17 protein-coding genes are annotated in these 16,040 nt (G+C 65.4%); 3 read left to right on the top strand and 14 right to left on the bottom strand.

Translation table 11 applies throughout. The features are described from left to right. Positions 1-2: 2 nt before the first annotated feature. The 5 genes from AC5RVB_RS08470 to AC5RVB_RS08490 are packed head-to-tail and all read right to left on the bottom strand — an operon-like array spanning position 3 to position 4,322. A complete protein-coding gene (locus AC5RVB_RS08470) occupies positions 3-368 on the bottom strand; it encodes a lycopene cyclase domain-containing protein (RefSeq protein ID WP_227928712.1) in 366 nt (121 codons plus the stop codon). Continuing rightward, positions 365-703 carry a lycopene cyclase domain-containing protein gene (locus tag AC5RVB_RS08475; protein ID WP_227902378.1) on the bottom strand — a complete coding sequence of 113 codons (339 nt, stop codon included), beginning with the start codon at positions 701-703 and terminating at the stop codon, positions 365-367. The genes AC5RVB_RS08470 and AC5RVB_RS08475 overlap by 4 nt, the downstream gene beginning before the upstream one ends. Beyond that, entirely contained in the window at positions 703-2,376 is a 1,674-nt protein-coding gene (gene crtI / locus AC5RVB_RS08480) for a phytoene desaturase family protein (RefSeq protein ID WP_494142473.1), read from the bottom strand. The genes AC5RVB_RS08475 and crtI overlap by 1 nt, the downstream gene beginning before the upstream one ends. Beyond that, on the bottom strand, positions 2,373-3,293 hold the full coding sequence (locus AC5RVB_RS08485; protein ID WP_227928708.1) for a phytoene/squalene synthase family protein: 921 nt from the start codon (positions 3,291-3,293) through the stop codon (positions 2,373-2,375). The genes crtI and AC5RVB_RS08485 overlap by 4 nt, the downstream gene beginning before the upstream one ends. A gap of 3 nt (positions 3,294-3,296) precedes the next feature. Further along, positions 3,297-4,322, bottom strand: coding sequence for a polyprenyl synthetase family protein (locus tag AC5RVB_RS08490; protein ID WP_494142474.1), 1,026 nt, complete (start codon positions 4,320-4,322; stop codon positions 3,297-3,299). A 77-nt stretch (positions 4,323-4,399) separates the two neighbouring features. Here AC5RVB_RS08490 and idi point away from each other — a divergent pair, with 77 nt between their 5' ends. Next, complete coding sequence (idi, locus tag AC5RVB_RS08495; protein WP_494142475.1) at positions 4,400-4,921, top strand: isopentenyl-diphosphate Delta-isomerase; 522 nt, start codon at positions 4,400-4,402, stop codon at positions 4,919-4,921. Here idi and AC5RVB_RS08500 read toward each other — a convergent pair. Further along, the gene (locus AC5RVB_RS08500) at positions 4,912-5,697 is read right to left on the bottom strand and encodes a glycosyltransferase family A protein (RefSeq protein ID WP_227902383.1); all 786 of its coding nucleotides are present in this window, start codon (positions 5,695-5,697) and stop codon (positions 4,912-4,914) included. The two genes, idi and AC5RVB_RS08500, sit on opposite strands and share 10 nt — an antisense overlap. Before the next feature lie 89 nt (positions 5,698-5,786). Here AC5RVB_RS08500 and AC5RVB_RS08505 point away from each other — a divergent pair, with 89 nt between their 5' ends. Continuing rightward, positions 5,787-6,428 (top strand): DUF2238 domain-containing protein, encoded by a 642-nt coding sequence (locus tag AC5RVB_RS08505; protein WP_227902384.1) that lies wholly within the window; start codon positions 5,787-5,789, stop codon positions 6,426-6,428. Positions 6,429-6,551: 123 nt separating this feature from the next. Here the strand turns inward: AC5RVB_RS08505 and AC5RVB_RS08510 are convergent, their stop codons facing one another. The 7 genes from AC5RVB_RS08510 to adh all read right to left on the bottom strand — a co-directional run bounded on the left by AC5RVB_RS08510 (position 6,552) and on the right by adh (position 12,670). Beyond that, complete coding sequence (locus AC5RVB_RS08510) at positions 6,552-7,742, bottom strand: TerC family protein (protein WP_494142476.1); 1,191 nt, start codon at positions 7,740-7,742, stop codon at positions 6,552-6,554. 143 nt (positions 7,743-7,885) lie between these two features. Then, a complete protein-coding gene (locus tag AC5RVB_RS08515; RefSeq protein WP_290244259.1) occupies positions 7,886-8,500 on the bottom strand; it encodes a nucleotidyltransferase family protein in 615 nt (204 codons plus the stop codon). A gap of 118 nt (positions 8,501-8,618) precedes the next feature. Continuing rightward, the gene (locus AC5RVB_RS08520) at positions 8,619-8,918 is read right to left on the bottom strand and encodes a DUF4193 domain-containing protein (protein WP_227902387.1); all 300 of its coding nucleotides are present in this window, start codon (positions 8,916-8,918) and stop codon (positions 8,619-8,621) included. A 289-nt stretch (positions 8,919-9,207) separates the two neighbouring features. After that, on the bottom strand, positions 9,208-9,558 hold the full coding sequence (locus AC5RVB_RS08525; protein ID WP_227902388.1) for a hypothetical protein: 351 nt from the start codon (positions 9,556-9,558) through the stop codon (positions 9,208-9,210). Between the two features lie 96 nt (positions 9,559-9,654). Next, positions 9,655-10,068, bottom strand: coding sequence for a DUF779 domain-containing protein (locus AC5RVB_RS08530; RefSeq protein WP_227902389.1), 414 nt, complete (start codon positions 10,066-10,068; stop codon positions 9,655-9,657). Continuing rightward, positions 10,068-11,078 (bottom strand): alcohol dehydrogenase AdhP, encoded by a 1,011-nt coding sequence (adhP, locus tag AC5RVB_RS08535; RefSeq protein WP_494142477.1) that lies wholly within the window; start codon positions 11,076-11,078, stop codon positions 10,068-10,070. Before adhP ends, AC5RVB_RS08530 begins: the two co-directional genes overlap by 1 nt. Positions 11,079-11,146: 68 nt before the next feature. After that, positions 11,147-12,670: an aldehyde dehydrogenase gene (adh, locus tag AC5RVB_RS08540; protein ID WP_227902391.1), complete on the bottom strand. Its 1,524-nt coding sequence runs from the start codon at positions 12,668-12,670 to the stop codon at positions 11,147-11,149. A gap of 171 nt (positions 12,671-12,841) precedes the next feature. On the opposite strand from adh, the gene AC5RVB_RS08545 reads away from it, so the two are divergent. After that, positions 12,842-14,512 (top strand): DHA2 family efflux MFS transporter permease subunit, encoded by a 1,671-nt coding sequence (locus AC5RVB_RS08545; protein ID WP_227902392.1) that lies wholly within the window; start codon positions 12,842-12,844, stop codon positions 14,510-14,512. A gap of 41 nt (positions 14,513-14,553) precedes the next feature. On the opposite strand, the gene AC5RVB_RS08550 is transcribed toward AC5RVB_RS08545, so the two are convergent. Further along, entirely contained in the window at positions 14,554-16,035 is a 1,482-nt protein-coding gene (locus AC5RVB_RS08550) for a GAF domain-containing protein (RefSeq protein ID WP_494142478.1), read from the bottom strand. Between the last annotated feature and the right edge of the window lie 5 nt (positions 16,036-16,040).

Genomic DNA, 16,040 nt, shown 5'->3' on the forward strand with positions numbered 1-16,040 from the left:
GCTCACTGGTTCTCCTTGGTATTCGGTGTACTTTGTGCAGCCCGCCTGGCAGCAGCTGGTTCAGGCGCCCGACCGGGCAACAGCACCCAGAGCGCCGGCAGCAGCAGCACGGCGGCGACGGGATAGGCGAAATCCTCCAGCGGAGCCGTTCCGATGAAGGCTCCCGAAATGCGGTCCTCGTTGTACCAGAACAGGCCAACCCGGATCATCAGGTTGTCAAAAACGGCGGTGAGTCCGAGCAGGACCGCCGCGGTGACGGCGGCTGCGGATCGGAAGAACACGGGCGTGCGGCGCCGGGCCAGCAGCGCCGCTCCAAACACCAGCGCGGCCGGGACCAGGAAAAAGGCGTTGAGGGTCCAATAGGTCACTGCTTCACCCTGTCCCTTGCTGCAGCTTTCCCGGCCGCCAGGCGCACCAGCCCGAAGACCACCATCGTCAGATAGCAGAGGAAAGCAAGGAAGAAGATTTCCTCCACGGGCAGGTGCGGAGCCAGGGTCAGGCCGAGCATAAACGGGGTCTCACCTCGGTAGAAGATGTCCGCGCCGATCCCGCCGAGGTCCCAGCCGGTGAAGAACAGCACGCCGATCAGCAACACCAGGGCAGCCCGGCGGGCATCTGCGAAAAAGAACAGCCGAAACCTGTGGTCCAACAGGGCCATGCACCCCAGCGAGAGCAGCAGGAAAAGCAGATACAGCACGCCCATCAGGCGCCGTCCCCGGAGGAAGGCTCTGCGGGCAGGGGCTTCGCATCCCCGCCCGCGGCGCGGCCGGCACTTTCCGGCCGACTGTCCGCCGTGGCGGACCACGGGGCGGGTTCTGGCAGCGCCTCGGTGCCGGTGTCACCGCGCAGCCGCTTGAGTATCAGTTCGGCACTGATCAGGCACATGGGCAGGCCGATGCCAGGCAGCGTGGACCCGCCGGCGTACAGCAGGCCGTCCACCTTGCGGCTGGCGTTCGAGCCGCGGAAGAACGCGCTCTGCTTCAGGATATGTGCCGGGCCCAGCAGGGTACCGCGCCACGAATTGAGGTCGGTGACAAAATCCTGCGGACCGACAGTGCGGCGGATAATGATGCGCTCGGCCAGATCCGGGATACCGGCCCAGGACGAGATCTGGGCGATCACTGCATCCGCCATCTTCTCGATGCGCGGATCCCCGGCGCCGTCGATCCCGCCTGCACCCAGGGACGGATCTGAGGGCACGGGAACCAGCACAAAAAGGTTTTCATGGCCCTCCGGTGCAGCGTCCGGGTCCGTGGCGCTGGGCCGGCAGACATACAGCGACGCGGGATCCGGCACCGAAGTGTCCTTGCCGAAAATCTTCTCGAAGTTCGCTTTCCAGTCTTCGGTAAAGAGCAGGGTGTGGTGCTGCAGCTGCGGCAACGTCCCCTGTACGCCCAAGTGGAGCAACAGCCCGCCCGGACCCGGAACCCGTCGCTGCCAGTACTTTTCCGGATAGGTCTGCAGTTCCAGTGGCAGGAGCTCGGTTTCAGTGTGGTGCAGGTCCGCGGCGGAGACCACCAGGTCCGCATCCAGTGACTCCAGGGTGCCGTCCGGGCTGCGGTACTGCACACCGGTGGCCCGGGTTTTGCGGCCGGAGACCTCCGTACGGATCGAGGTGACTTCCGCGCCGGTAACCACCCGGGCGCCCTCGGCCTGCGCCAGGTCCCCGATCACGGAAACGATCCGATGGAAACCGCCCATGGGGTACAGCACACCGTCGGCGAGGTCCAGCCGGCTCATCAGGTGGTACATGCTGGGCGTAGTAAACGGCGAGGAGCCAAGGAATACCGCCGGATATCCCAGGATCTGCCGGATCCTTGGGTCAGTGAAGCGCTTGGCCACGAAGCTGCTCAGCGGTTCCAGCAGCAGGCGGGCCAGACGGGGTCCGCGCCGCAGCACGTCCGGACGCAGCAGCGGCAGGAAGGACGCGAAGGTCGAGTACAGGAACCGCTTCTTCGCCATGGCGTAGACCTCTTCTGAGGACTCCAGGTACTCCTCCAGGCGTTGCCCGGCACCGGGTTCCAGGGAGTCGAAGAGGGCTATGTTTTCCTCCCGGGTCGCGGCGATGTCCACGGGACCGGTCTGCCCTTCGAACAGCACCCGGTACCCCGGATCGAGTTTGACCAGCTGCAGCTGCTCAGCCGCGGAGGTCCCCAGCAGACGGAAGAAGTGGTCAAATACCTCGGGCATCAGGTACCAGGACGGACCGGTGTCAAAGCGGAACCCGCCGGTTTCCCAGCTGCCGGCGCGGCCGCCTGTTTCCGGCTGCTTCTCCAGCACCGTGACTTCCAGGCCTTCGCGGGCCAGCAGGGCCGCGGTGGCCAGTCCGGTAATCCCGCCCCCGATAACGACGGCGGTACGCGGCTGGGTGTTCATGGATGCGGTCCGTTCGGTTCGGTGTTGATGGGGGCTGCGGCCGGGACGGTGGCCCGCCTCGTCAAGACCGCGCGGGCAGCGATGCGGGCCTTGACTGGATTCGGGACACGGACGCGGGTGGTGCGCAGCCGGGCGGCAGGAGTAGCGCGCAGCCGGCGGGCCAATTCGGTAAAGAGCTCCTGGGCCAGGACGACGGCGGCACGGCATCCGGCCGGAAGCTCGGCCGCAGCAGCCCCCGAGACCAGCAGATCCGCGTCAATGCTGTCCAGGATCCTGTTTTTGTCCGTCTCCGTGAAGGCATCGACCGTGACGCCGGGGAAGTAGCTGCGGCCGAGGGTCTCAAAGTCCTGGGCAAGATCGCGCAGGAAATTGACCTTCTGGAACGCTGACCCCAGCCGCTGGGCGCCCTCGCGCAGCCGCTTGGACTGGTCTTCCGGGATGGCGAGATCCTGCAGGAAACACTGCAGGCACATCAGCCCCACCACTTCGGCTGATCCGTAGACGTACTCATTGAAACTGGCTTCGGTGTGTTCGGCCTGTTCCAGGTCCGCGCGCATGGATGCGAAGAAGGGCCGGGTCAGTTCAGGCCCGATGCCGGTGGCCCTGGCGGTCAGCGCAAACGCGTGCACCACGAGGTTCACGCTGTACCCGGTGCGCAGCGCGCGCTCCGTGTCCGCTTCCAGTTCGTCCAGGAGCGCGCCGATGTCCCCGCGCGGTATCTTTGCCGCAAGGGCCACGCCGTCCACGATCTCGTCGGCCAGCCGCACCAGTGCGTAGATGGTTTCGATTTGCCTGCGGGTCCGCGCCGGGAGCAGGCGTGAGGCCAGGCCGAAGGATGTGGAATAGGACCGGATCAGCACCGCTGAGGTCTCTCCGGCCACGGTGTTGTAGAGGGCGAGACCCTGTTCTGCCGCCATGTCTTAGCGTCCCCTGTTCACGGCGTCGTCGACCACCGCGGACAAGGCTGCCCGCAGGCCCGGCGTCACGGCAGGGCAGTCCAGGCGCTGGCGGGCACGGTCAGCATATTCGCGCACCAGTTCCCGGGCGTGGTCCCGCGCTCCGGAGGAAACCAGCAACTCCCGTGCCCGGGCCGCCCCACGGGCGGTGAGCGAGGGGCTGCCGATCAAATCCGAAAGTTCGACCCACTCGGGTTTGTCCGAGGCATAGGAAATCAGGACGGTGCGCTTGCCTTCGCGCAGGTCCGAGAACGTGGACTTGCCGGTGGCGGTTTCCGATCCGAAAACGCCCAACAGGTCATCAACCACCTGGTAGGCAATGCCGATATCCCGCCCGTAGAGGCCCAGGGTCGACACAACCTCGTCAGGCGCCCCGGCCAGCACGGCACCTGCCTGCAACGGGGCCTCAAAGGAGTAGACGGCTGTCTTCAGCCGTTCCATGTGCAGTATTTCGTCGATGGGCGGCGCCCCGGGGTGGAACGAGAAATCGACGTCAATAAGTTCCCCGCCGGCGGACGCAAACACTGCGTCGTCCAGGATTTCGGCAAGTCGCAACCGTGTCTCCGGGGATACGGGAGAGCGGTCAAGCAGGCGGAAAGCACCGGTGAGCGCCAGGTCGCCGGCGATAACGCCTGCTGAGAGTCCGCGGTGCCGGGCGGCACCGGTTTCGGCCCCGGCGGAGGAGGCCAGGTCACGGTACACGCCGGAGACGTTCTCCTGGCCGCGCCGGGTGAAATCCAGGTCGATAACGTCGTCATGGACAATCAGCGCCGTGTGCAGAAGTTCAAACGCGGCGCCGACGCCGGCCGCTGCAGCGGTATCGGTGCCCCCGAGATTCAAATAGGCGGTCAGCAGGATCCGCGGCCGCACCCTTTTGCCTCCGGCGGTGGAATCCTCGAGGGTCTGCCACAGGGACAGGTAGCTGGGTCCGAGCTTCGCGGCCCGGGCCTTGGCTCGTTCAAAGAACCGGTCGAGGACATCCTCAACCATGCCTTGGCCGGCAGATAGATCGAGCGGGGGGTGCGTCTCCATAGGTAAAGTAAACACGTATGCGACAAAGGGAAGAAATGACAGGCCGCCCGGAGCAGGTTGTTCTGGTTGACATCGATGGCAGCCCGCTGGGTACCCATGACAAAGCCACCGTGCACACCACCGACACGCCGCTGCATCTGGCGTTCTCCACGCACGTGTACAACCCCGACGGCCGCCTGCTGGTGACCCGACGGGCGCTGTCCAAACTGACCTGGCCTGGCGTCTGGACGAATTCCTTCTGCGGGCACCCCGGGCCCGGCGAGGCAACAGAGGACGCCGTCCGCCGCCGCGCACAGCGCGAGCTTGGGTCGGAGATCCGGGATCTGACGCTGCATCTTCCCGATTTCCGCTACCGCGCAGTAGATGCGTCCGGGATTGTCGAACACGAGATCTGCCCGGTCTATACGGCTGTAGCGGACGCCGACCCGGTGCCCGCCGCGGACGAGGTTATGGACTGGGAGTGGGCTGATCCGGCGCAACTGGTCCCCGCTGTGCGGCTGACGCCCTGGGCATTCAGCCCGTGGCTGGTCCTTCAACTGCCGCTGCTCTACCCCTGACCATCACCGACCGGGCGAAACCGCTGCTCCCATCGCCGCCACGGGTACTCCTGCGGCCAATGGCCGGCGAGGGTGTGGAAGGCCCGGCGGAAGCGCAGGCTTAGGCTGGCCCCGGTCTGCACCGCCCTCGGTGCCATTCCCACCACCAGCTCCCGGTCCAGCCGGCAGCGCCGCCGGGGACCGAGGTGAAAGCTTAGGCAAACGTCGTCGTGCATCTGCGCATCATCCCGGTGCACCTCGTTGCTGATGTCCTGCCAGGTGCCTGCCCGCATGGCCATATTCGAGCCGAAAACCGGCCAACGGGCCAGCGCGGAACCCATCGCCAGAAAGTAGGCGCCCAGGTACAGGCCCGCGAGCAGCCTGCCGGCCCATGGCGGCATCCCGTAGAACACTCCCGGACCGCTGAGGACCTCCAGCTGAGGATTAGCCGCGAAGTTTTCAGCTATGCGCGCAATCCAATCCGGCGGCAGGACACAGTCCGCGTCGCATCGGGCAATGATGAGATCCGCTGCGTCCGCGCCAAAGGCAACGGCATCGTAACCCGCGCCGGCCGCGGCGGGGATCCCGGGGACGGGTTCAAACACCACACGGGCACCGTAGCGGCGGGCAACGTCCGCGCTGGCATCGGTGCTGTTGTTGTCCACCACCACGATTTCCGCTGGTGGGACGCTCTGCTGCGCCAGGGACTGCAGGCAGGCCTCAAGCAGGGCGGCGTCGTCGCGGCACGGAATGACTACGGACACCGCAGGAAGCGCTGCGGTACGCGGTGATGGCATGGGCTGAGTTTAGCGTGGGAGGGCCGAAGGAGCCCCCGGGGTTTCCGCCGCCTCTCCTGCCCGCCGCCTTCCCGGGCTACCGTATGAGGATGATCGATGCACTGCTCCGCGCCCCGGAGAGCCGGAAGGAACTGCTCGCAGACGTCGTACGGGTGCTGGGCCTGCTGAGTATCCTGGCGGCGGTGGTACTGCTCGGGCCGGTGGAAACCTCGCTGTTCCTGCTGGTGATGCTGGGCATGCTGGTGGCCCGGGCCCTGACCGTGCTGCCGGGCTTTGATGCCGTCTACGGACTGGTGCTGCTGCTGGCGGCCTGGAGCAGCGTTGCGGACCTGTACGCCCGTATCTCCTGGTGGGACCTGGTGATCCACTGCGCCACAACCGGAGTCCTGGCCGTGATGACCTATTTCCTCCTGGTGCAATTCGGTGCGGTCCCCGGGGTCCGGCGCCCGCACCGCTCCTCCCGGTCCCTGCCGCTGGTGGTTCCGGTGTTGGTTCTGGCACTTGGCCTGGGCCTGAGTGTGTTGTGGGAAATGGCTGAATGGTGGGGCCACACCTTCGTGGACGCGACTATCAACGTGGGCTACGAAGACACCATGGCCGATTTGGCTGCGGGGGGACTTGGCGCCCTGGCCGCCGGGATATTCCTGGGCGCCGCGGTCCGGCGTTCCGGGGCAGGCGCGGACGGCCGGCTGGCACAGAAGTCTGATCCGCGGCAGAACACTGACCACTGATCCCGCGGCCGCTGACGGACCCGCGGACAGCGGGGAAAAAGCAAAGAGGCATCCCGGGCAGCTGCCCGGGATGCCTCTTTTTTAGGTACGTATCTTTAGGTACGTGAGTGCAGGTATTTGCCCCTAGAGGGAAAGGTAACGCTCGTGCTCGCTATGTGCGCGGGCCACGGTCTCACGGATCTCTTCGATGTCCTTGACCTTGTCGCGGTACTTGATGTCCATCTTCATGATGTCCTGCTCCTCGTCGCACAGAGCCTTGTAGACGCGCTCGCGCTCACCCGGGTCGGCCGTGTAGGACAGGTCCAGGTATGCGTCGGCGTGGCGGCGTGCGTTGTTGACGGCGGCCATGGCCTTGCCTGCGGGGCTGACCAGGGAAGCAATCACGGTGACCGCGAGGACGCCCACAATGACGGAGAGGGAAAGGCCGGTGCTGATTTCAAAGACCGGAACATGCTCACCGCCGTTGATGAACGGCAGGGTGTTTTCATGCAGGGCGTGCAGGACAAGCTTGACGCCGATGAAGGCCAGGATGGTGGCGAGGCCGTAGCTGAGGTAGATGAGGCGGTCCAGCAGCCCGTCGATCAGGAAGTAGAGCTGGCGCAGGCCCATCAGGGAGAAGGCCGTGGCCGTAAAGACGATGAAGACGTTCTGCGTCAGCCCGAAGATGGCGGGAATGGAGTCGAGGGCGAAGAGGATGTCGGTACCGCCAATGGCCACCATGACCAGCAGCATCGGGGTGAGAACGCGCTTGCCGTTCTCGATGGTGAACATCTTGTCGCCGTCGTACTTATCCGACGTGTGGAAGATCTTGCGTGCCAGGCGAATGACGAAGTTGTTCGCTTCGTCGTCGCCTTCGGTGCTCTCGGGCTTGAGCAGATTGCCGGCCGTGATCAGCAGGATCAGGCCGAAGAGGTAGAAGACCCAGGAGAAGGAGTTGATCAGCGCGGCGCCAAGAAGGATGAACCCGGTGCGGGCAATCAAGGCGAAGACAATGCCGAAAAGCAGTACCTTCTGCTGGTCCTCACGCGGTACCCGGAAGCTGGCCATGATGATCAGAAAGACAAACAGGTTGTCTACCGACAGGGCCTTCTCGGTGATGTAGCCGGCGAAGTATTCGGTGCCCATCTGGGTGCCGCCCAGAACCCAGACAACAACGCCGAACAGGATGGCCAGGCCCACGTAAATGGCGGACCAGATGGCCGCTTCCTTCAGGGTGGGGATGTGGGCCTTGCGGATATGGAAGAAGTAGTCGAAGGCCAGAAGGCCCAGAATGACAACAATGGTCACTCCCCAGACTAGGGGGGAAACAGTCATGAAGGTCTGCTTTCGTAGGGTACGCCAAAGGAGCATAGGTCTCTCCCGCCAGCAAAATGATGCTGGCCGCTGAACCCGGCGGAGCGTCGGTGCTCCACGTGTTGACGGATATCGGCGTTTCGGGATACTCCCCTACGAAGTTTTCAGTCTAACAGGACCAAATCCGCTTTTGTGTCCACGTCACGTCCGTCGGCGAGGTCGGAGCAGTCGGTCACGTCCACGAGCTCGGGGTGGGACGCCAGAAATGCCCGCGCGCCGGTGTCCTGCCCTCCCGTCACGCCGGATTCCAGGCTTCGGACGGCGAGCGATCTATCAAAGAGCACGGGATGGCCCCGCCGCAGCCTGCCATCACCGTCCCGGTATCCGGCGGCGTTAATCCGTCCGGACCGCCAGGACGATCGGAGCCGGGAAACCGCCGCCGCGGTCAGGCCGGGCTGGTCCACCAGTGCCACGAGCACCGCCGAGGGCCGCAGCTGAACGGCGGCAGCCATACCCTGCCGGTAGCTGGTGCCCATGCCGTGCTGCCAGTCCGGGTTCAGCACCGGACTGGCACCCGCCAGATCGGCTTCCGCCAGGATCCGGGTGCTGCCGGCCCCCAGCACCACCAGTACGTCCCTGCATCCCCCGGCCAGCAGGACCCTGATTTGGTGTTCCACCAAGGGCCGGCCATGGAAGGGCAGCAATGCCTTCGGCCCGCGGCCCAGGCGGGTGCCGGCCCCAGCAGCCAGCAGTACCGCCGTCGTCGCCGGCTCACCCATCGGCTTCCCTTTCCGTAGCCGCCCTCAGCGGCCGGACGGACCCGGGATTCCTACGCTTAAAACGCTGCAGCCGCCACGCAGGCTGGAGCGGGGCGGCTGCACGGTGCGGCAAGGCTGATCAGCCCTCGCAATCCTTGCAGTAAGCGACGCCGTCTTTTTCCACGGCCAGCTGGGAGCGGTGGCGGACGAGGAAGCAGGAGTTGCAGGTGAACTCGTCTTCCTGGGGCGGCACCACGCGTACGAGCAGTTCTTCGCCGGAGAGGTCGGCGCCGGGAAGTTCAAATCCTTCGGCTGCTTCGGCTTCATCGACGTCAACTACGGCAGACTGCTTGTCGCTGCGCCGGGCCTGGAGTTCCTCGATGGAGGCGGTGCCGGCTTCTTCCTCAGTCTTGCGCGGTGCGTCGTAATCTGTAGCCATGTTCTCGGCTCACACTCCAAATCCGTAGTTGTGTTCTTTCCGGGCACTCGATACTAGCCGAACATAACTGCTGTTCCGCTGCATGGTATTCCCATCATCTGCTCCGGCAGTCATTTTTCGTCAGGTTCCGCACGCAGGCCCCCAAAAATACCTCCGCCTTCCCAACGTGCCTGTACCCGTACAGGTTCCGTTGTTCACTGTTCCTTTTTGGCGCCTCATGCAGAAGGAGCGGACGGGCCGGGCCCGTCCGCTCCTTCTGCATGAATTTTTGCTGCGCAGTGCCGTGCGGTTATGACTCCGGCTGCGGCTCAGCGGGAGACATCTTGTGGTCTCCCCCGGAGGTGTAGCCGCCGGAGGCACCGGCGGAGCTTCCTGCAGCAGACGAGCCGGAGCCCGCCGTCGCCGAAGCTGAATCGGATCCTGAGGATGACCCGGTGACCTTGGAGGCAGCGTCCTTGGCTGCGCCGGTGACCTTGTCCTGCAGGCCCGGAGCCTTCTCCTTGGCCCAATCAGTGCCCTGGGACACCGTGTCCTGGACCTTCGGGTCCTTCCAGAGCTGCATCAGTTTTTCGCGGCCGCCCTTGGAGCCCACCAGGTAGCCCACGCCCATGCCGGCCAGAAATACAAACTTCTTTACCATGGTCTTCCTCTTCTCCTGCCCTCACAGGGCCTCGATAAGTTCCGTCCACTTGCACCCTACCGCCGGAACGGCAGGTTCAACAGCCAGCTTACTATTTCAGGACGGATCCGCATCTTGGCCAAACAGGCGGGAGCGGATCAGGAAGCGTTTGCCTTCGGGTGCCTCGACGGAAAACCCGCTTCCCCGTCCGGCTACAACATCCACGGTGAGATGGGTGTGTTTCCAGTAGGCAAACTGTTCCCGGGACATCCAGAATTCCAGGTCCTCGCCGTCCAGGTTGAACACCCCCAGCAGGACATCCGCGTCCCCGGTAAGGAACTCGCCTTTCGGATAGCACATGGGCGAGGAACCGTCGCAGCAGCCGCCGGACTGATGGAACATCAGCGGGCCGTGTTGCCTGACCAGGCTCCGCAGCAGTTCCTGCGCAGCGGGGCTGAGCGCCACCCGGGAGAAATCCTCCCCGGGCAGCGCCGCACCGGCGTCGAGCGTTGAAACAGGGGCAGTATCCATCAGTACCCGATCACCACCCGGCCGTCGACGTGGCCGCCGCGCAACTCATCCATCACCGTATTGATCTCCTCCAGGCTGCGGATACTCACATTGGGATGGATCAGGCCCCTATCGTAGAAATCGATCGCCTCAGCCAGATCCTGGCGGGTGCCCACAATGGAACCGCGGATGGTCAGGCCCTTGAGCACGATGTCAAAAATCGGGGCAGGGAAATCCCCCGGCGGCAGCCCGACAAAAACGATGGTTCCGCCGCGGCGGGCCATACCGATTGCCTGCCCGAAAGCGGCCGGATGCACCGCGGTGACCAACACCGCGTGTGCGCCGCCCACCTTTTCCTGGATTGCTTCCGCCGGATCCTCGGTGCTGGCGTTGACAGTCACCTCGGCTCCGTATTTCTTCGCAAGCTCCAGCTTGTCATCGCTGATATCGACGGCGGCCACGCGCAGGCCCATAGCTTTGGCATACTGCACTGCGACGTGGCCGAGGCCGCCGATCCCCGAAATGACCACCCATTGTCCGGGGCGCGCCTCGCTGACTTTTAATCCCTTGTAGACCGTGACACCGGCGCAGAGGACGGGTGCTATTTCCTGCGGGTCCGCCCCCTCCGGAATGCGCGCGGCGAACCGGGCATCCACCAGCATGTACTGGCCAAAGGACCCGTCCACCGAATAGCCGCTGTTCGTCTGGTCCTCGCAGAGCGTCTCCCAGCCCGTCCTGCAGTATTCGCAGACTCCGCAGGCGGAGGCCAGCCACGCGTTGCCGACCATGTCGCCGGGTTTCAGATCCGTGACCCCTTCGCCCACCTTCACCACTTCCCCCACGCCCTCATGCCCGGGAATGAACGGTGGTGTCGGTTTAACGGGCCAGTCTCCGTCCGCTGCGTGCAGATCGGTGTGGCACACACCGGTCGCAACGAGCTTGACCAGCGCCTGTCCCGGTCCGGGTTCAAGGACCGCCACATCCTCAACGGAAATCCCTTTGCCCAACTCGTTCACAACTGCTGCTTTCATGCCGGCCATTCGATCCTCAATTCGATCGGTGGTACGTGGTAGTCCAGCGTAGGCGCGTCCCTTGCTGCTTAGAAGAAGCCCTGTTTGTTTTCGGCGTAGCTGACCAGGAGGTTCTTGGTCTGCTGGTAGTGGTCCAGCATCATGGCGTGGTTCTCCCGCCCGATGCCGGAGGACTTGTACCCGCCGAACGCGGCGTGGGCCGGGTAGGCGTGGTAGTTATTCACCCAGACCCGGCCGGCCTGGATGTCACGGCCTGCCCGGTAGGCGGTGTTGCCGTCACGGGACCAGACACCGGCGCCCAAGCCGTACAGCGAGTCATTGGCGATGGCCAGGGCCTCGCCGTAGTCCGAGAATCGGGTCACGGAGACGACGGGTCCGAAGATTTCCTCCTGGAAGATGCGCATGTTGTTGCTGCCTTCGAAGACGGTCGGCTGCACGTAGAAGCCCTCCGACAGGTCGCCGTCGAGATGTGCGCGCTCACCGCCGGTGAGAACCTTGGCTCCCTCCTGCCGGCCGATGTCCAGGTAGGAGAGGATCTTCTCCAACTGGTCGTTGGAGGCCTGGGCACCGACCATGGTGTTGGTGTCCAGCGGGTTCCCCTGCACCATCTGTGCGGTGCGGGCCAGGGCATCGGACATAAAGGAGTCGTACATCGAGTCCTGTACCAGTGCCCGGGAGGGGCAGGTGCAGACTTCGCCCTGGTTCAGGGCGAACATATTAAAGCCTTCCAGCGCCTTGTCGTAGAACGCATCGTTTTCCCGGGCAACGTCAGCGAAGAAGATATTCGGGCTCTTGCCGCCCAGTTCCAGCGTGACCGGAATGAGGTTCTGGCTGGCGTACTGCATGATCAGCCGGCCGGTTGTGGTCTCTCCGGTGAATGCGATTTTGCGGATCCGGTTCGAGGATGCCAGAGGCTTACCTGCCTCCACGCCGAAGCCGTTGACCACGTTCAGGACGCCTGCCGGCAGCAGGTCCGCGATGAGTTCCATCAGCACCAGGATGGAGGCCGGGGTCTGTTCGGCGGGCTTGAGCACAATGGCGTTGCCGGCAGCCAGTGCGGGTGCCAGCTTCCAGGTGGCCATAAGGATGGGGAAGTTCCAGGGGATGATCTGCCCCACCACACCGAGCGGCTCGTGGAAATGGTAGGCCGTGGTGTTGTCGTCAATCTGGGAGAGGGATCCTTCCTGTGCGCGGATGGCTCCGGCGAAGTAGCGGAAGTGGTCCACCGCCAGGGGAAGGTCCGCTGCGAGGGTTTCGCGGATCGGCTTGCCGTTGTCCCAGGTTTCGGCGACGGCGAGCATCTCGAGGTTCTCCTCAATCCGGTCCGCGATGCGGTTGAGGATCAGTGCACGCTCGGCCACAGCTGTTTTACCCCAGGCGCCTGCAGCCTTATGCGCCGCGTCCAGTGCCAGGTCAATATCCTCGGAGGTTCCCCGGGCCACCTCGCAGAACACGCGGCCGGTGACGGGAGTGACGTTCTCGAAATACTGGCCCTTGACGGGGGCTACCCATTCGCCGCCAATCCAGTTCTCATAGCGTGGCTTGAAACTGACCTTGGATCCCTCGGTACCGGGCTGCGCGTAAACACTCATTTCCGCTCCTTCTGTGATCGACATCGGTGTCGGTGCTGATAGTGAGAGAGTAGGCAGCGCAACGTTGCATGTACGTTGCATCACACAGGCCCTACTATGGCCACGCGGGACAGTCGGATCCGGACGGCCCGCCCTCAGCCGCAGGCCGTGCGGCCCGGTGGAAGGACGTCCGTGGGCACACCCGAGCAGAGCCGCTATGTCAGGTATCGATGGTGGGGGCTGCTGGCGATCAGCCTTGGGGTAGCGACCATCATCATGGACGCCACGATTGTGTCCGTGGCCATTCCCTCCGTGGTGGGCGACCTGGGCATTTCCAGCACGCAGATTCAGTGGGTGCAGGAAATCTATACGCTCCTTTTTGCAGCCCTGTTGCTGACCTGGGGGCGGATTGCGGACCGGGTGGGACGGCGGCGCATCATGCTCCTCGGCGTCGTCATTTTCGTGGGCGCGAGCCTGATGTGTGCGCTCGCCGGTTCCGGCGGGCTGCTGATCCTGGGCCGTGCCCTGCAGGGCCTGGGCGGTTCCATGATCCTGCCCACCACGCTGGCGCTGCTGAATGCCAACTTCCAGGGACGTGAACGCGGCATCGCGTTCGCCGTATGGGGCTCCACCATCGGGGGCATGGCCGCGGTGGGACCGCTGCTGGGCGGCTGGCTGATTGAAAATGCCAGCTGGCGGTGGGCCTTCGGCATCAATCTGCCGGTCGGGGCACTGGTCATCGCGGGACTGCTGCTTTTTGTGGCTGAATCCTCGGAATCCACGGTCGGCCGTGACCAGCGGCTCGACGTCGGCGGGGCACTGCTTTCGATTCTGGGTTTCGGTGCCTTGGTGTTCGGCCTGATCGAAGGCCGCAGCTACGGCTGGTGGTCCCCCACCGAAGACGCGCCCTTCACGGTCGCCTCCCTCTCCCCTGTTCCGTGGGTGTTCCTGATCGCAGCACTCTCCCTTACCGCCTTTGTGCTCGCGCAGCGGCGGCGGACACTTGCCGGACAGGGAGTCATCCTTGACCTGTCCCTGTTCCGCATCCGGTCCTTTGCCAACGGAAACCTCACCGCGCTGATCGTCAGCTTCGGCGAGTTCGGGCTGATCCTCTCCCTGCCGCTGTGGTTCCAGAACGTCCTGGGCTATACCGCGTTCCAGGCCGGGCTGGCCCTCCTTCCCCTGGCGGCGGGCTCCTTCCTGGCCTCCGGTGCGGTTGCGGGACTCTCCCGGCGGTACAGCCCGATTATTGTGGTGCGCATCGGGCTAAGCCTGGAAGTGCTGGGCATTGCCGTGCTGGCGCTGCTGATCCGTCCCGACAGCACGGCATGGCTTACCTCACCGCTGCTCTTTGTGTACGGTCTTGGCGTGGGTCTTGCCACGGCCCAGCTGACTTCGGTGATCCTCGCCGAAGTGCCGGTCGAACGCAGCGGGCAGGGCTCAGCGACCCAAAGCACCGCCCGGCAGACCGGCTCCGCCCTGGGCATCGCCGTCCTTGGCACCGCGTTTTTCACCACCCTGCGCGACGGCACCCGGGACGGCACCGCCGACGCAGTGGCGGCCTCACCGGCTCTGGCCCCGGCAGTGGACTCCGTTGATGCCTCCTCCGGCGGCACCATCAGCGCGCTCGCAGAGAACCCGGCCACGGCATTCATTGCCGACGCCGCCCGCGACGCCATGACCAACGGAGCCTCGCTGGCCGGTTGGATTGCCGCCGGGGCGCTGGTTATCGGGCTGCTCACCAGCCTGAGGATCCATCCGGTTCCGGCCGAAGACGAGGGCGTTGGGAAGGACGATTCCGGGCACCCTGAGGCCCCGCCTGCCGCCGGTGGAACCGCTGCGGAGCCGGGCCGGAAACCGTAAACCACGCGTCGGCCGATTCAGCCGCAACCGGGCAGGGATCGTTAGGCGAGGTCCCGCTCGATCCGTTCCAGAGCAGTGACGACGGCGGAGCGGCGGGGCGAGCGCGGGGGCAGCAGACGCAGCGCAAGCTGCCAGGCCCCGACGTCATTCGCGGCCTCGGGCAGCTGCAGATACTGCAACAGGGTATCCGCACCGGCGTCCGAGAGCATCGCTTCGCGCAGCACCGCCGAGACCTCGGTGCGGAGTCCGACGGCGGCCGGGGATTCCGAGCGGGGAAGCACCGGGCCCCGGTACATCCGCAGGGCAACCCGGTACGCTCCCCGCTCCAGGAAGCGCAGAACCTGCGCAGCGTCCACCACCAGTGGGCGGGACAGCCGGTACGGACGCGAGAGCGGAACCAGCACGTCAGCGGCGGGCGTCGGTGCCAGGGACTCCATAAGATTGCGCAGGCGCAGTATTTCGGCACGGACTGTCCCCGCCGGACACCCTTCGGGGTACGCCAGCACCGCTAGGTCCCCGGCCGTCAACCCCTCGGGGTGCAGGGCCAGCACCGTCAGCAGCTCGCCGTGGCGGGAGCTGAGTTCCACGGAGCGGCCGCCGGTATGCAGGATGGCGTGATCCCGGCCCAGCACTTCCAAGGTGTCCGTAAAAAGGTGGTCCGCTCCGGTTCCCGCCGGCGGGCCGGATGCGGTGCGGCGTGAAGCGGTGCGATTGGGACCGTTTCGGCTTGGGGCGGTGCGGCTTGGGGCGGTGCGGTTGGGATCGGTTCCGTTCGGGGCGGTACCCGGTACGGGGGCCGTCCGGAGCGGGCCCTGCCGTAACTGCAGCCGCTGGATCTGAAGCTGCGCCTCAGCTGCGGCCACAGCTGCCCGCACCAGGGCCAGCGTCTGCGGCGCCACCGCGTCCGGCCCGCCCGTGATGTCCACGACGCCCAGCACCACTCCGGTGTCCGGGTCCCGGACAGGCACGGCGGTGCAGTTCCATGAGTGGGCCAGGCGGCTGAAGTGCTCCGGCCCGGCTATCTGCACGTCTGCGGCCGTGGCCAATGCCGTGCCAGGTGCGGAGGTACCCACTGTCCTTTCGGACCAGTCCGCTCCGGCGACGAACAGCATCCCCTCCGCCCGGCGGCGCAGGCCGGCGTCGCCGTCCACCCACATCAGCCGGCCCAGCTCATCGCCTACGGCCACCAAAAGTCCGGCATCCTGTCCCGGCTCCACCAGCAGGCGGCGGATCACCGGCATCACGGCAGCGAGCGGGTGGGCGGCACGGTAGCCAAGGAGGGCGTCGTCGTCGAACACCAATTCCGCACCGGAAACGTCGGGGTCCGGAATGTGCAGCAGGGACCGCTGCCAGGACTCACGGACCGAGGGCCTCAGCCGCTCCAGCCAGCCGGTTCCCGATCCGAGCGATTCATGGGCCCTGATGGCGTTGTGGCGCAGGGTATCCGCGGGCGTTGTCGGCAGGACACCGGAGTGCCTGGTGTCCTGCCTGCCCGGTTTCTCGTCTTGCGCTGCAATGCGCACGGCCC

The organism is Arthrobacter sp. Y3225209 (assembly GCF_059090685.1).

Bases quoted from the DNA above. Each gene is read 5' to 3' on its own strand.
- AC5RVB_RS08475 (WP_227902378.1), bottom strand. From the start codon at position 703: ATGGGCGTGCTGTATCTGCTTTTCCTGCTGCTCTCGCTGGGGTGCATG.
- crtI (WP_494142473.1), bottom strand. From the start codon at position 2,376: ATGAACACCCAGCCGCGTACCGCCGTCGTTATCGGGGGCGGGATTACC.
- AC5RVB_RS08485 (WP_227928708.1), bottom strand. From the start codon at position 3,293: ATGGCGGCAGAACAGGGTCTCGCCCTCTACAACACCGTGGCCGGAGAG.
- AC5RVB_RS08490 (WP_494142474.1), bottom strand. From the start codon at position 4,322: ATGGTTGAGGATGTCCTCGACCGGTTCTTTGAACGAGCCAAGGCCCGG.
- idi (WP_494142475.1), top strand. From the start codon at position 4,400: ATGACAGGCCGCCCGGAGCAGGTTGTTCTGGTTGACATCGATGGCAGC.
- AC5RVB_RS08500 (WP_227902383.1), bottom strand. From the start codon at position 5,697: ATGCCATCACCGCGTACCGCAGCGCTTCCTGCGGTGTCCGTAGTCATT.
- AC5RVB_RS08505 (WP_227902384.1), top strand. From the start codon at position 5,787: ATGATCGATGCACTGCTCCGCGCCCCGGAGAGCCGGAAGGAACTGCTC.
- AC5RVB_RS08510 (WP_494142476.1), bottom strand. From the start codon at position 7,742: ATGACTGTTTCCCCCCTAGTCTGGGGAGTGACCATTGTTGTCATTCTG.
- AC5RVB_RS08515 (WP_290244259.1), bottom strand. From the start codon at position 8,500: ATGGGTGAGCCGGCGACGACGGCGGTACTGCTGGCTGCTGGGGCCGGC.
- AC5RVB_RS08520 (WP_227902387.1), bottom strand. From the start codon at position 8,918: ATGGCTACAGATTACGACGCACCGCGCAAGACTGAGGAAGAAGCCGGC.
- AC5RVB_RS08525 (WP_227902388.1), bottom strand. From the start codon at position 9,558: ATGGTAAAGAAGTTTGTATTTCTGGCCGGCATGGGCGTGGGCTACCTG.
- AC5RVB_RS08530 (WP_227902389.1), bottom strand. From the start codon at position 10,068: ATGGATACTGCCCCTGTTTCAACGCTCGACGCCGGTGCGGCGCTGCCC.
- adhP (WP_494142477.1), bottom strand. From the start codon at position 11,078: ATGAAAGCAGCAGTTGTGAACGAGTTGGGCAAAGGGATTTCCGTTGAG.
- adh (WP_227902391.1), bottom strand. From the start codon at position 12,670: ATGAGTGTTTACGCGCAGCCCGGTACCGAGGGATCCAAGGTCAGTTTC.